Source organism: Amycolatopsis albispora, from assembly GCF_003312875.1.
GTDB lineage: Bacteria > Actinomycetota > Actinomycetes > Mycobacteriales > Pseudonocardiaceae > Amycolatopsis > Amycolatopsis albispora.
The window spans coordinates 8,345,071-8,361,155 of the sequence record NZ_CP015163.1 but is presented as its reverse complement, the minus strand read 5'-3'; the positions used below and the strand labels follow the sequence as shown (position 1 = coordinate 8,361,155).

Below are 16,085 nucleotides of genomic sequence, written 5' to 3'. Positions count from 1 at the left end.
GAAGTCGCCAGCAGGTCCTGCCCCATGCCGAGCCACTGCGAACCCTGACCGGGGAACACAAAAACGGTCTTGCCGACCGGCCCGGCGACCCCGGTGATCACACCACCGTCGGGTTCGTCCAGGGAACGCAGCAGTTCCCGGTGGTTGTCACCGAGCACAACCGCGCGGTGTTCGAAGGCGGTTCGGGTGGTCGCCAGCGAGTAGCCCACGTCCACCGCGCCCTCGTCCACTTCGGACAGACGAATGGCCTGGTCCCGCAGCGCCGCCGCCGACTTGCCCGACAGCACCCAGGGCACCACCCCGGCCACCGGCTCGGCAGGCGCGGCCGGTGGCGGTTCGGGCGCCTGCTCCAGGATCAGGTGGGCGTTCGTGCCGCTGACGCCGAACGACGAGACCGCGGCCCGGCGAGTCCGCTCGACCTCTGGCCACGCGGTCGGCTCGGTCAGCAGCTCGACGGCACCGGCTTCCCAGTCCACATGCGACGATGGCGTCGAAGCGTGCAGGGTGCGCGGCAGCATGCCGTGCCGCAGCGCGAGCACCATCTTGATCACCCCGGCCACACCGGCGGCGGCCTGGGTGTGGCCCAGGTTCGACTTGACCGAGCCCAGCAGCAACGGCCGTTCGCGGTCCTGGCCGTAGGTGGCGAGCAGGGCCTGCGCCTCGATCGGGTCGCCCAGCGTGGTGCCGGTGCCGTGGCCTTCCACCGCGTCCACGTCCTCTGTGGACAGTCCGGCGCTCGCCAGCGCGGCCCGGATGACCCGCTGCTGTGCCGGGCCGTTGGGTGCGGTCAGCCCGTTCGACGCGCCGTCCTGGTTGACCGCGCTGCCCCGGACCACGGCGAGGATCTGGTGCCCGTTGCGCTTGGCGTCCGAAAGGCGTTCCAGCACCACCAGGCCGACACCCTCGGACCAGCCGACACCGTCCGCGCTGTCGGAGTAGGCCTTGCACCGGCCGTCCTCGGCGAGCCCTCGTTGGCGCGAGAAGGCGATGAAGGTGTTCGGAGTGGACATCACCGTGACACCACCGGCCAGCGCCAGCGAGCATTCACCGTTGCGCAGCGCCTGCATCGCCCAGTGCATCGCCACCAGCGACGAGGAGCACGCGGTGTCCACCGTGACCGCCGGGCCTTCGAGCCCGAGCGTGTAGGCGACCCGGCCGGAGGCGACGCTCGGTGAGGTGCTTGTCGCCTGGTAGTTCTCGAAGTCGTCGCCGTTCAGCAGGGACGCGTAGTCGCTGTACATGACGCCGGTGAACACGCCGGTCTGGCTGCCCTTGAGCGAAGCCGGGTCGATGCCCGCGCGCTCCAGCGCCTCCCAGGAACTCTCCAGCAGCAGGCGTTGCTGCGAGTCGGTGGCGAGGGCTTCACGCGGGCTCATGCCGAAGAAGGCCGGGTCGAACTGGGCGGCGTCCTGCAGGAAGCCGCCCTCGCGCGTGTAGGAGGTGCCGGGCCGCTCGGGGTCCGGATCGTAGAGCGAGTCCAGGTCCCAGCCGCGGTCGGCGGGGAACTCGGTGATCGCGTCGCCGCCCTCGGACACCAGGCGCCACAGGTCCTCGGGTGAGGCGACGCCACCGGGGAAGCGGCAGGACATCCCGACGATCACGATCGGGTCGTCAGCGCTATGAATGTGGCTTTCATTGCGGCCGGCACCGCTAAGAATGTGGCTTTCATTGCGGCCGAACAGCTCGTCGGCCAGGTGCGCGGCCAGCACCGCCGGGGTCGGATGGTCGAAGACCAGGGTCGCGGGCAGCTTCAGCCCGGTCGCCGTGGTCAGCCGGTTGCGCAGCTCGACCGCGGTCAGCGAGTCGAAGCCGAGGTCGGAGAACTGCCTGCCCGGGTCGATCTCGGCGGCGTCGGTGTGCCCGAGCACCCCGGCCACCTGCGTGCGCACCAGGTCGAGCAGCGCGCCGAGCCGGTCGGCCTCGGTGCGGCCGCTCAGCCGCTGGACCAGGCCCGCCGCGGTTTCCGACCCGGCGATGGAGCGACGGGTCCGCGTCCGGACCAGGCCGCGCAGCAGCGACGGAAGCTCGTCCCGCGTCCGCAGCACGGGCAGGTCGAGGCGCACGGGCACCACCAGCGGGCCGCCCGCCAGCGCGGCGTCGAACAGGCGAAGGCCCTGCTCGGTGGGCAGCGGCGGCATACCAGCGCGTTCCAGCCGCCGCGTGTCCGCTTCGGACAGTGTTCCGGCCATGCCGGTTTCCCAGGCACCCCAGGCCATCGACACCGCGGGAAGGCCCTGTGCCCACCGGTGGGCGGCCAGCGCGTCGGCGAAGGAGTTGGCGGCGGCGTAGTTGCCCTGTCCCGCGCCGCCGAGCACCCCGGCGATGGACGAGAACACCACGAACGTGTCCACATCGGCCAGTTCGTGCAGGTTCCAGAGCGCGTCCACCTTCGGCCGCAGGACGGCGTCGATGCGCTCGGGGGTCAGCGAGCCGATCACGCCGTCGTCGAGCACACCCGCCGCGTGGATGACGGCCTTGACGTTGTGCCGGGCCAGCAACTCGGCCAATGCCTCACGGTCGGCGACGTCGCAGGCTTCTACCTGCACATTCGCGTCGATGTCCGACACGTCCGCGCGGCCACTGCGGCTGACCAGCAGCAGATCCCGCACCCCGTGCTCGCGCACCAGATGCCGGGCGATCTCCAGGCCCAGACCACCGGTGCCACCGGTGATCAGCACCTGCCCAGTCCAGGTGATCGGCTCCTGCGGGATGGCGCGCACCAGGCGCGGCACCAGCAGCTGACCGTCCTGGACCCTCACGTGCGGCTCGTCCACCGCGAAGGCCTCCGGCGGCACCTCACCATCGGCCTCGATCAGGCCGAACCGGCCCGGGTGCTCGGCCTGCGCCGACCGCACCAGCCCGCCGACCGCGGCACCGACGAGGTCGGTACCGGTGACCACGACCAGTCGCGCCGACTGTTCGCTGGTCAGCCAGTCCTGCAACGCCGCCAGCACCTGGGCGGTCGCCGTGTGCACGGCAGGCACCACGTCACCGCTGGTGTCCACCCGGAACACCACGGGTTCGTCGCCGGAAGCCGCGGGAGCGGTGACCGCACGCCATTCCAGCTCGAACAGATCGGCCGCCTCGGTGGTCCGCCCGGCCGTGACCGGGCGCGTGACCAGCGATTCAACCGAGGCGACCGGTTCGCCGGCGGGGTCGGCCAGCGCGATCGACACCGTGTCGCCGTCCTGGACCAGCCGGGCGCGCACGGTCTTCGCGCCGACCGCGTGCAGGGACACGCCGGTCCACGAGAACGGCATGCCGGGGGTGCCTTCCCCGGCGGCCAGCAGCGCGTGCAGGCTCGCGTCCAGCAGCGCGGGATGGATGCCGAAACCGTCGGGCGAGACGTCTTCGGGCAGCGCGACCTCGGCGTAGATCGCGTCGTCGGTCCGCCAGGCAGCGCGCAGGCCCTGGAACGCGGGGCCGTAGGTGAAGCCGTGGTCGGCGAACCGGTCGTAGTCCACTTCGGCCGGTCGCGCGCCCGCGGGCGGCCACGCGGTGGCGTCGAAGTCGGCACGGAATTCGCCGGTGGTCAGCGTGCCGGTGGCGTGCTGGGTCCACGGCAGGTCGTCCGCGTTTTCGGGCCGCGAGTACACCGCGAACGAACCCGCCTCATCGACGGTGACCTGCACCTGAACCGCGCGGTCCAGCACGAGCGGCTCGGCGAGGGTGAGTTCGCTGACCTGGTTGTGGCCGAGTTCGTCCCCGGCACGCAGGGCCAGTTCGGCGAAGGCGGCGCCGGGCAGGATGACCCGGCCGCCGACCGCGTGGTCGGCGAGCCAGGGCTGCGTGCTGGTGGACAGGCGGCTGGTGAACAACGCGCCGGTGCGCTCGGCGAGGTCCACCGAGGCGCCGAGGAGCGGGTGTTCGACCGCGGTCAGCCCGAGCCCGGAGGCGTCGCCGGTGCGGTGCCTGGTCGGCCAGAACCGGCGCCGCTGGAAGGCATAGGTCGGGAGATCGACGCGGTGGGCGCCCGCGTAGAAGGGTGACCAGTCGACGGACACGCCATTCACGTGGAGCCGCGCGAGAGCGGTCAGGGCGGAGGCCTCTTCTGGCTGGTCCTTGCGCAACATCGGGACCGCGAGCGCGTCCTCGGCCACCATCGCCGCCAGTACGCCACCGGGCCCAATCTCCAGGAAGTGCGCATCCCCGATCGCCGTCACGTTGTCGGCAAACCGCACGGTATCCCGCACGTGCCGCACCCAATAGTCCACAGTGGTCACATCACCAGTCGTGGACAACGGGATGCGCGGCTCGTGGAAGGTCAAGCCCTCGATCGCCGCACGGAAGTCGTCAAGCATCGGCTCCATCAGCGGCGAATGGAACGCGTGGCTCACCTTGAGGCGCGAAGTCTTGGCGAATCCGGCCGCGATCTCCAGGACGGTGGCTTCCTCACCAGCGATCACCACCGAATCCGGCCCATTGATCGCCGCGATCGAAACACCCTCACGCAGGGGAATCTCAGCCTCGGTGGCCTGAATCGCCACCATCGCCCCACCGGACGGCAACGCCTGCATCAACCGCGCACGCGCACCAATCAACACACACGCATCTTCCAGACTGAACACTCCAGCGACGTGCGCAGCCGCCACCTCACCAATCGAATGACCAGCCAGCACATCCGGCTTCAGACCCCACGACTCAGCCAGACGGAACAACGCCACCTCAATGGCGAACAAAGCGGGCTGAGCATTCCCCGTCTGATTCAGCGCCTCGGCATCCTCACCCCACATCACCTCACGCACATCAAGGTGAACCAACACCTCATCCAGAGCTTCCGCGAACACCGGGAAACGGGCATACAGCTCGCGGCCCATACCGATCCGCTGAGAACCCTGACCGGAGAACAACATCGCCAACGGCCGGGAAACGGCCGTACCGCGCGCGACCTCGACACCATCCAGCAACACCGCACGCTGCTCGAACAGCGACCGTGAGGTCAGCAGCGAATGCCCGACGTCCACCGGGGACGCGTCCAGCGCCCGGAGGCGGTCGATCTGCTCGTCCAACGCGGCCTCGGTCCGCGCGGACACCACCCACGGCACCATTCCGTCCGCCTCGGCGGGCGGCGTCACGACCTCCTGCGCCTGCTCCAGAATGAGGTGCGCGTTCGTGCCGCTGACGCCGAACGACGACACGCCAGCCCGGCGCATCCGGTCCACCGACGGCCACTCGACCGACGAAGTCAGCAGCTCGACCGAACCCGACTCCCAGTCCACATGCGACGAAGGCGTCTCGGCGTGCAGCGTGCGCGGCAGCACCCCGTGCCGCAGCGCCATCACCATCTTCATCACCCCGGCGACGCCCGCCGCCGCCTGGGTGTGGCCCAGGTTCGACTTGATCGAACCCAGCAGCAACGGCCGCTCACGATCCTGCCCATACGTCGCCAGTAGCGCCTGCGCCTCGATCGGGTCACCCAGCGTCGTCCCGGTGCCGTGGCCTTCCACCACATCCACGTCCTGAGTGGACAGTCCAGCCGAAGCCAGCGCCTGCCGGATCACGCGCTGCTGCGATGGACCATTCGGCGCGGTCAACCCATTCGAAGCACCATCCTGGTTCACCGCACTACCACGAACCACCGCCAGCACCTGGTGCCCATTGCGCTGCGCATCCGAGAGCCGTTCCAACACCACCAAGCCGACGCCTTCGGACCAGCCCACGCCGTCCGCGTCATCGGAGTACGCCTTGCACCGGCCGTCCTCCGAAAGCCCGCGCTGCCGTGAGAACGAGACGAACGTGCTCGGCGTGGACATCACCGTCACACCACCGGCCAACGCCAGCGAGCACTCGCCACTCCGCAGCGCCTGCATCGCCCAATGCATCGCCACCAGCGACGACGAACACGCGGTGTCCACGGTGACCGCCGGGCCCTCGAGCCCGAGCGTGTAGGCAACCCGGCCGGACGCCACGCTGGGTGACGTGCTGGTGCCCTCGTAACCCTCGTCGCCTTCGACGAGCGAGCCGTAGTCGTTGTACATCACCCCGGCAAAGACGCCGGTTTGACTGCCACGCAAGGAAACCGGGTCGATACCGGCCCGTTCGATCGCCTCCCACGAGGTCTCCAGCAGGAGGCGCTGCTGCGTGTCGGTGGCGAGGGCTTCCCGCGGGCTCATCCCGAAGAACGCCGGGTCGAACTCGGCCGCGTTGTGCAGGAAACCGCCGTGCCGGGTGTACGAGGTGCCGGGGTGGTCGGGGTCCGGGTGGTACAGCCGCTCCAGGTCCCAGCCTCGGTCGGCCGGGAAGCCGGACACCGCGTCGGTCCCGTCCATCGCCAGGCGCCACAGGTCCTCCGGCGATTCGACGCCACCGGGGAAGCGGCACGCCATGCCGACGATCACGATCGGGTCGTCGGCGCTATGAATGTGGCTTTCATTGCGTCCGGCACCGCTAAGAATGTGGCTTTCATTGCGGCCGAACAACTCGTCACCCAGGTACGCGGCCAGGACGGCTGGCGTCGGATAGTCGAAGATCAGCGTCGCGGGCAGCCGCAGGCCGCTGGCCTCACCCAGCCGGTTGCGCAGCTCGATCGCGGTCAGCGAATCGAAGCCGAGGTCCTTGAACGGCCGCGTCGGCTCCACGCGGCTGGTGGTGCCGTGCCCGAGCACCGCCGCGACCTGCCCGCGCACCAGGTCGACCAGCACCTCGCGGCGCTCGTCCTCCCCCAGCGCGCTCAGGCGGCGGACCAGCGAGTCGGCGGCTTCGGCGCCGACCGCGGACCGGCGCGTCCGCGTCCGGATCAGGCCACGCAGCAGCGGACGCACGTCGCCGCTCGCCCGCAGCGCGGCCAGGTCCAGGTGGACGGGGAGCACGAGCGGTTCCCCGGCCAGCGCGGCGTCGAACAGCCGGACGCCCTCCTCCGGCGACACCGCACGCATGCCCGCGCGGGCCATGCGTTCGGCGTCCGAACCCGCCATCATGCCGGTGTCCGCCCAAGCACCCCACGCCAGCGAAACGCCGGGCAGGCCCTGGGCCCGCCGGTGGGCGGCGAGCGCGTCGAGGAACGAGTTGGCGGCGGCGTAGTTGCCCTGCCCGGCGGTGCCGAACACCCCGGCGACCGAGGAGAACACCACAAACGCGTCCAGGTCGCCGGTCAGCTCGTGCAGGTTCCAAGCGCCGTCGACCTTGGGGCGCAGCACCTGGTCCAGGCTCTCCTCGGAGAGCGAGTCGAGCAGGCCGTCGTCGAGCACGCCGGCCGTGTGGATGACGGCCTTGACGTTGTGCCGGGCCAGCAGCTCGGCCAGCGCCTCGCGGTCGGCGACGTCGCAGGCCTCGACCTGCACATTCGCGTCGATGTCCGACACGTCGGCCTCACCGCTGCGGCTGACCAGCAGCAGGTCCCGCACCCCGTGCTCGCGCACCAGATGCCGGGCGATCTCCAGGCCGAGCCCGCCGGTGCCACCGGTGATCAGCACCTGGCCAGTCCAGGTGATCGGCTCCTGCGGGGTCGTGCGCACCAGGCGCGGCACGAGGATCTCGCCATCGCGAATGGCGATGTGCGGCTCGTCCACCGCGAAGGCCTCCGGCGGCACGTCGCCGTCGGTCTCGATCAGGCCGAACCGGCCGGGGTGCTCGGCCTGCGCCGACCGCACCAGCCCGCCGACCGCTGCGGCCGCCGGGTCGTTGCCGGTGACAACAACCAGCCGCGCCGACCGCTCGCTGGTCAGCCAGTCCTGCATTGCTTCCAGCACGCATGCGGTCGCCGTGTGGGCAGCCGACACCACGTCACCGCTGGTGTCCACCCGGAACACTTCGGGCTCGGCGCCGGACTGCTCGGGGGCGGTGACCGGCACCCAGTCCAGGCCGAACAGGGCGTCGGCCCGGACCGCCGAGGCGCGCTCCAGCGGGCGGGTGGCGAGCGCGCCGACGGTGGCTACCAGCTGCCCGGACGGATCCGCGACGGCCACCTCACCGGAGGCGGACAGCCGCACCCGCACCGAGGTCGCGCCCGTCGCGTGCAGGGAAACGCCCTGCCAGGAGAACGGCACCCGCGTCTCACCGTCGGCAAAGGCCGCGGCGTGCAGGCACGCGTCCAGCAACGCCGGGTGCAGGCCGAAGGCGCCGACTTCGGTGCCTTCGGGCAGGGAGACCTCGGCGAACAGGTCGTCACCGCGACGCCAGGCCGCACGCAGCCCTTGGAACAGGGGCCCGTATTCGATGCCGAGTTCGGCGAAGCGCTCGTAGCAACCGTCCACATCGAACGGTTCGGCGTCGGCGGGTGGCCAGGTCGCGGTGTCGAAAGTGGACCGTTCTACGCCGGTGGCGAGCAGGCCGGTGGCGTGCTCCACCCACGGCGTGCCGTCCTCGGTGCGGCTGCGGATGGTGACGGCTTGGCCGGTGACGCGGACCTGGAGCTGCACGGCTCCCTGTTCGGGCAGGACCAAGGGCGCGGCGAGGGTCAGTTCCTCGATGCTGTCGTAGCCGACCTCGTCGGCGGCACGCAGGGCGAGTTCGACAAACGCGGTGCCGGGAAGCAGGAGCTGGCCGTCGACACGGTGGTCGGCGAGCCACGAGTGGGTCCAGCGGGACAGCCTGCTGGTGAACAGGAACTCGTTCTCGTCGAGTTCGACGGAGTCACCCAGGAGCGGGTGGTCGGCCGTCGGCCAGAAGCGCTGGTGCTGGAACGCGTAGGTCGGCAGGTCGACGCGGTGGGCGCCCGCGTAGAAAGGCGACCAGTCGACGGACACCCCGTTCACGTGCAGCCGCGCGAGAGCGGTCAGGACGGAGGCCTCTTCTGGCTGGTCCTTGCGCAGCATCGGGACCGCGAGCGCGTCCTCGGCCACCATCGCCGCCAGTACGCCACCGGGCCCGATCTCCAGGAAGTGCGCGTCGCCGATGGCAGCCACGTTGTCGGCAAACCGGACGGTATCCCGCACATGACGCACCCAATAGTCCACAGTGGTCACATCACCAGTCGTGGACAACGGAATGTGCGGCTCATGGAAGGTCAAGCCCTCGATCGCCGCGCGGAAGTCGTCGAGCATCGGGTCCATCAGCGGCGAGTGGAAGGCGTGGCTGACCTTGAGGCGGGAGGTCTTGGCGAAGCCCGCCGCAATCTCCAGAACGGCGGCTTCCTCACCGGCGATCACCACCGAATCCGGCCCATTGATCGCCGCAATCGAGACACCCTCGGTGAGGGAGATCTCGTCCTCGGTGGCCTGAATCGCCACCATCGCCCCACCGGACGGCAACGCCTGCATCAACCGCGCACGCGCACCAATCAACGCACACGCATCTTCCAGACTGAACACCCCAGCGACGTGCGCCGCCGCCACCTCACCAATCGAATGACCCGCCAGCACATCAGGCTTCAGACCCCACGACTCAGCCAGACGGTAGAGAGCTACCTCGATGGCGAACAGAGCGGGCTGAGCATTCCCCGTCTGATTCAGCGCCTCGGCGTCCTCGCCCCACATCACCTCGCGCACATCGAGGTGAGCCAGCACCTCATCCAGAGCTTCCGCGAACACCGGGAACCGCTCGTACAGTTCGCGGCCCATGCCGATCCGCTGACTGCCCTGACCGGAGAACAACATCGCCAACGGCCGGGAAACGGCCGTACCGCGCGCGACCTCCGCGCCATCCAGCAGCACCGCACGGTGCTCGAAAGTCGAGCGCAACGAGAGGGAATAACCGATGTCCGCGGGCGAATCAGTGAGCGACCGGATGCGTTCGATCTGGTCATCCAGCGCGGCTTCGCTCTTTGCCGACACCACCAGCGGCACCGCGTGCTCAACAGCAGTCGGTTCGGCCGGGGCCGTGGTCGCCTGCTCCAGGATCACGTGTGCGTTCGTGCCGCTGACCCCGAAAGACGACACGCCAGCCCGGCGCATCCGATCCACCGACGGCCACTCGACCGACGAAGTCAGCAGCTCGACCGAACCCGACTCCCAGTCCACATGCGACGAAGGCGCGTCCACGTGCAGCGTCTCCGGCAGCACCCCGTGCTGCATGGCCATGACCATCTTGATCACGCCGGCGACGCCCGCCGCCGCCTGGGTGTGGCCGAGGTTCGACTTGATCGAACCCAGCAGCAACGGCCGCTCACGGTCCTGGCCGTAGGTGGCGAGCAGTGCCTGCGCCTCGATCGGGTCACCCAGCGTCGTCCCGGTCCCGTGCGCCTCCACCGCGTCCACATCCGAAGTGGACAGTTCGGCCGAAGCCAGCGCCTGCCGGATCACCCGCTGCTGCGAAGGACCATTCGGCGCAGTCAACCCATTCGAAGCACCATCCTGGTTCACCGCACTGCCACGCACCACCGCCAGCACCTGATGCCCGTTACGCTGCGCATCCGAAAGCCGCTCCAGCACCAGGAGGCCGACGCCCTCGGAGAACCCGGCACCATCGGCCGCGTCGGCGAACGCCTTGCACCGGCCGTCTTCCGACAGACCCCGCTGCCGCGAAAACGTCACATACGTGCTCGGGGTGGACATCACCGTCACACCACCGGCCAGCGCCAGCGAGCATTCACCCGACCGCAGCGCCTGCGCCGCCAGGTGCAGTGCGACCAGCGAAGACGAGCACGCGGTGTCCACGGTGACCGCCGGGCCTTCGAAGCCGAAGGTGTACGACAGGCGTCCGGAAGCGACGCTCAGCTGCGCGCCCGTGCCCTGGTACCCCTCGTCGTCCTCGATCAGGGAGCCGTAGTCGTTGTACATCACCCCGGCGAACACGCCGGTTTGACTGCCCCGCAAGGAAACCGGGTCGATACCGGCGCGCTCGAGCGCCTCCCACGAGGTCTCCAGGAGCAGGCGCTGCTGCGAGTCGGTGGCCAGCGCTTCCCGCGGGCTCATCCCGAAGAAGTCCGGATCGAAGTCGGCCGCGTTGTGCAGGAAACCGCCGGTGCGCGCGTACGACGTGCCCGGGTGGTCGGGGTCCGGGTGGTAGAGCGCGTCGAGGTCCCAGCCGCGGTCAGCCGGGAAGCCGGTGATCGCGTCGGTGCCGTTGAGCACCAGGTCCCACAGTTCCTCCGGCGAGTTCACGCCACCGGGGAAGCGGCAGGACATCCCCACGATCACGATCGGGTCGTCGGCGCTATGAATGTGGCTTTCATTGCGTCCAGCGCTAAGAATGTGGCTTTCATTGCGCCCGAACAGCTCGTCCCGCAGGTACGCAGCCAGCACGGCCGGCGTCGGGTAGTCGAAGACCATGGTCGCGGGCAGGCGCAGCCCGGTCGCCGCGCTCAGGCGGTTGCGCAGTTCGACCGCGGTCAGCGAGTCGAACCCGAGGTGCTGGAAGGTCCGCGCCGGGTCGACCGCCGCCGGGCCCGCGTACCCGAGCACCACGGCGACCAGCCCGCGGATCGCCTCCACCAGCGACTCCACGCGCTCGGCGTCGCTCTGCCCGGCGAGCCGCCGCGCCAGCGTGCCCGCGGTTTCCTCACCGGCCGCCGCGCGCCGGGCGCGGGTGCGCACCAGGCCACGCAGCAGGGGCGGGACGTCGTCGCGACCACGCAGCGCCGCCAGGTCCACGTTCATCGGCAGGATCACCGGCTCACCGGTGGCCAGCGCGGCGTCGAACAACGCGACGCCCTGCTCCGCCGACAGCGGCGGCATCCCGTCCTGGGCCAGTCGCCGCAGGTCGGCGTCGGTGACGCTGCCGGTGAGGCCGATCGTCCGGTCCCACGCGCCCCACACCAGCGAAACCCCGGGCAGCCCGGCGGCGTGGCGCTCCCGGATCAGCGCGTCGAGCGCGGCGTTCGCGGCCGCGTAGTTGCCCTGACCAGCACCGCCGAACACCCCGGCACCAGCCGAATAGACCACGAACGCCGACAGGTCGCCGGTGAGTTCGTGCAGGTTGCGGGCCGCGTCGAGCTTCGGCCGGAGCACGCTGTCCAGCCGCTCCGGGGTCAGCGAGCCGATCACACCGTCGTCGAGCACACCCGCCGCGTGGACCACGGCCTTGACGTCGTACCGCGCCAGCAACGCCGAGAGCGCGTCACGGTCGGCCACATCACAAGCTGCGACCTGCACGTTCGCGTCGATGTCCGACACGTCGGCGGCACCACTGCGGCTGACCAGCAGCAGGTTCCGCACACCGTGCTCGCGCACCAGGTGCCGGGCGAGGACCCCGCCCAGACCACCGGTGCCGCCGGTGATCAACACCAGTTCGTCGGGATTCCAGGTGAACCGCTCGGCAGGCGCGGGCACCCGCGCGAGGCGCGGCACCAGGATCTCACCGCCGCGAATGGCGAGCTGGGGCTCGCCGGTGGCGACGGCCGCCGGGACCAGGGCCAGATCCTCGGCCTCCACCAGGACAAACCGGCCCGGGTTCTCCGACTGCGCCGAGCGGACCAGCCCCCACACGGCCGCGGTCGCGGGCGTGTCGCCCCGGGTGACCAGCACCAGCCGCGAGTCGGCGAACCGGTCGTCGGCCAGCCAGCGTTGCAGCAGGTCGAGGGCGTGCGCGGTGAGCTCACGCACCGAGCCGGTCTCCGGCAGCGGCAGCACCACCACCTCCGGAACGTCCTCAATGGACTCCAACGTCTCGTGCACGGCGAACACCGGCTCGGCCGCAGCGGCGGGCGCGGGCACCCAGTCGACGCGGAACAGGCCGTCGCGGGCGGGGTCGCCGACCTGGTCGGCCGCCACCTCGCGGAGCACCAGCGAGTCGATCGAGGCGACCGGTCCCCCGGCCGCGTCCGCGACCTCGACCGAAAGCCCGCTGCCCTCGGCACGCAGGCGAACCCGCGCGGTGGCCGCGCCGACCGCGTGCAGGGAAACGCCTTCCCACGAGAACGGCAGCGCACCCCCGCTCAACACGCCCAGCTCCGCCAGTCCGGCGGCGTGCAGGGCGGCGTCCAGCAACGCCGGGTGCAGGCCGAATCCGTCCGGCGAAACCCCTTCGGGCAGAGCGACCTCGGCAAAGACCTCGTCACCGTGCTGCCAGGCCGCCCGCAGCCCTTGGAACACCGGGCCGTAGGCAAAACCGTCGTCGGCGAAGCGCTGGTAGCAGCCGTCCACGCCGATCGGCTCGGCGCCGGACGGCGGCCAGGTCACGCTGTCGAAAGTGGACGGACGGGTACCGGTGCCCAGGAACCCGCTGGCGTGCTCGGTCCACGGCAGATCGACCGCGTCCTCCGGGCGGCTGTGCACCACGATCGCGCGCCGCCCCTGGTCGTCGGGCAGCCCGACGCGCAACTGGAGCTGGACCGCGCCCTGTTCGGGCAGGACCAGCGGGGCCGCGAGCGTGAGTTCGTCCACCCGGTCGCAGCCGAGTTCGTCCCCGGCCCGCACGGCCAGTTCGACAAACGCCGTACCGGGCAGCAGCGCCTTGCCGTGCACCACGTGATCGGCCAGCCACGGGTGCGACCGCAGCGAAAGGCGGCTGGTGAAAACGTGCTCGCCCTCGGCCAGTTCGACCGCCGCGCCGAGCAGCGGGTGTCCGACCGAGCCCAGCCCGGCCGCCCGCACGTCACCGGCACCATTGGCGGCCGACGGCCAGTAACGCTGCCGCTGGAAGGCGTAGGTGGGCAGGTCGACGCGCTGGGCGTCGCCGAAGAACACCGGCCAGTCCACCGCGACCCCGGCCACGTGCGCCTCGGCGACCGAGGTCAGGAACCGCAGCGCACCACCGTCGTCCCGGCGCAGGGACCCGAGCACGACGCCCGGCACCCCGGCCGACTCCAGCGTCTGCTCGACGCCGACGGTGAGCACCGGGTGCGCGCTCGGCTCGATGAACACGTCGAATCCGTCGTCGAGCAGGCGGCGTGTGGTGCGCTCGAATTCGACGGTCTGGCGCAGGTTCATGTACCAGTACTCGGCGTCCAGGCCCGCGGTGTCGATGGGCTCGCCGGTGACCGTGGAGTAGAAGGGAATTTCGCTGGTGCGCGGGCTGATCGAAGCGAGACCGGCGAGCACGCGCTCGCGGATTTCCTCCACCTGAACCGAATGCGACGCGTAGTCCACAGTGATGCGACGCGCCCGAATGCCATCGGCTTCACAGGTGGCCAGCAGCTCGTTGAGCGCGGCCACTTCGCCGGACACCACGGTCGCACCGGGCCCGTTGATCGCGGCGACGGACAGCCGGTCACCCCAGCGGCCGAGGTCCAGTTCGGCGGCCGGGAGCGCGACCGACACCATGCCGCCGTGCCCAGCCAGCACTTCGGCCACCGCGATGCTGCGCAGCGCGACCACCCGTGCCGCGTCGTCCAGGCTCAGCGCGCCCGAGACGGCAGCCGCCGCGATCTCGCCCTGCGAATGCCCGATGACGGCTTCCGGCTCGACACCCACCGAACGCCACAGCTCGGCGAGCGAAACCATGACCGCCCAGAGCGCCGGCTGCACCACGTCGACCCGATCGAGGTTGCCGTCACCACGCAGCACGTCCACAAGGGACCAGTCGACAAACGGTTCCAGCGCGGCAGCGCATTCATCGATCCGGCGGGCGAACACCGGCGACGCGTCCAGCAGCTCCCGGCCCATGCCGACCCACTGCGAACCCTGACCCGGAAACACAAAGGCGGCTCGGCCGACGGCGTTCGCCACGCCCGAGACCACCCCGGCGGTGGCTTCTCCGGCGGTGAACGCACCCAAGGCGTCACGATCGAGCACCACCGCGCGGTGGTCGAGTGCCGCGCGGGTGGTGGCCAGCGAGAAGCCGATGTCCTCAATGGACCCTTCGGCTTCCTGGATCCTGGCAGCCTGAGCGGTCAGCGCGGCCTCGGTCCTGGCCGAAAGCAACCACGGCACCACACCGGTCAGCGGCGACTCGCGAACGGCCTCCGGTTCGACCGGCTCCGGTTCCGGCGCCCGCTCGAGCACAACGTGCGCGTTGGTACCGCTCACCCCGAACGAGGACACCCCGGCCCGGCGCTCCGGCCGCGGCCACGGCACCGGCTCGGTCAGCAGCTCGACCGCTCCCGACGACCAGTCGATGTGCGACGACGGCCGGTCGGCGTGCAGGGTTTTCGGCAGCGTGCCGTGCCGCATCGCCAGCACCATCTTGATCACGCCCGCCACGCCGGCCGCGGCCTGCGCGTGGCCCAGGTTCGACTTGATCGAGCCCAGTTTCAGCGGGTGCTCACGGTCCTGGCCGTACGCGGCCATCAACGCGTGTGCCTCGATCGGGTCGCCCAGGGCGGTGCCGGTGCCGTGTGCCTCCACAGCGTCCACATCGGACGGCTGCAGTCCGGCGTTCGCCAGCGCTGCCCGGATCACCCGCTGCTGCGACGGCCCGTTCGGCGCGGTCAGCCCGTTCGAAGCACCGTCCTGGTTGACGGCCGTGCCGCGGATGACGGCGAGAATGGTGCGCCCGTTGCGCTGCGCGTCGGACAGCCGCTCCAGCACCAGTTGCCCGGCGCCCTCGGACCAGCCCATGCCGTCCGCGCGATCAGAAAAGGCCTTGCTCCGGCCGTCCGCGGCGAGCGCGCCCTGCTTGGTGAACTCGGTGAACGCGCCGGGGGTGGACATCACCGCGACACCACCGGCCAGCGCGAGCGAGCATTCCCCCGCCCGCAGCGCCTGGACCGCGAGGTGCAGCGCGACCAGCGAAGACGAGCAAGCCGTGTCGACCGACACCGCCGGGCCTTCGAAGCCGAAGGTGTAGGAAACCCGGCCGGAGATGACGCTGGCGATGACCCCGGTGGTGGCCTCCCCGGCGAGCAGGTTGGCGTAGTCCTGGCCGTTCGTGCCGGTGAACACGCCGGTCTGGCTGCCGCGCAGCGAATCCGGGTCGATGCCCGCGCGCTCCAGTGCCTCCCACGAGGTCTCCAGCAGGAGCCGCTGCTGCGGGTCCATGCCCAGCGCCTCACGCGGGGAGATGCCGAAGAAGCCCGCGTCGAAGTCGGCCGCGTCGTGCACGAAACCGCCCTCGGTGGCGCGGCTGGCGCCGGTGCGGAACAGCGTGTCGAGGTCCCAGCCGCGGTCACCGGGGAACTCGCCGATCACGTCGCGGCCGTCGGCGAGCAGCTCCCACAGCTGCTCCGGCGAGCGCACCCCGCCGGGGTAGCGGCAGGCCATGCCGACGATGGCGATCGGCTCGGTGTGCTTGCGCTCCAGCTCGTGCACCCGCTCGCGGGCCCGGCGCAGGTCGACAGTGACTCGCCTCAGGTATTCGACAACCTTGTCCTGCTGCTCATCCTGCTGCAC

1 protein-coding gene (running past one end of the window) is annotated in these 16,085 nt (G+C 70.7%); it reads right to left on the bottom strand.

The window, feature by feature from the left end; all coding sequences use genetic code 11:
* A protein-coding gene (locus A4R43_RS44330) for a type I polyketide synthase (RefSeq protein WP_236808528.1) crosses the window boundary here: on the bottom strand, positions 1-16,085 show its beginning. It extends 16,762 nt beyond the left edge of the window; only the first 16,085 of its 32,847 coding nucleotides appear in the window; it begins with the start codon at positions 16,083-16,085; its stop codon lies off the left edge, out of view.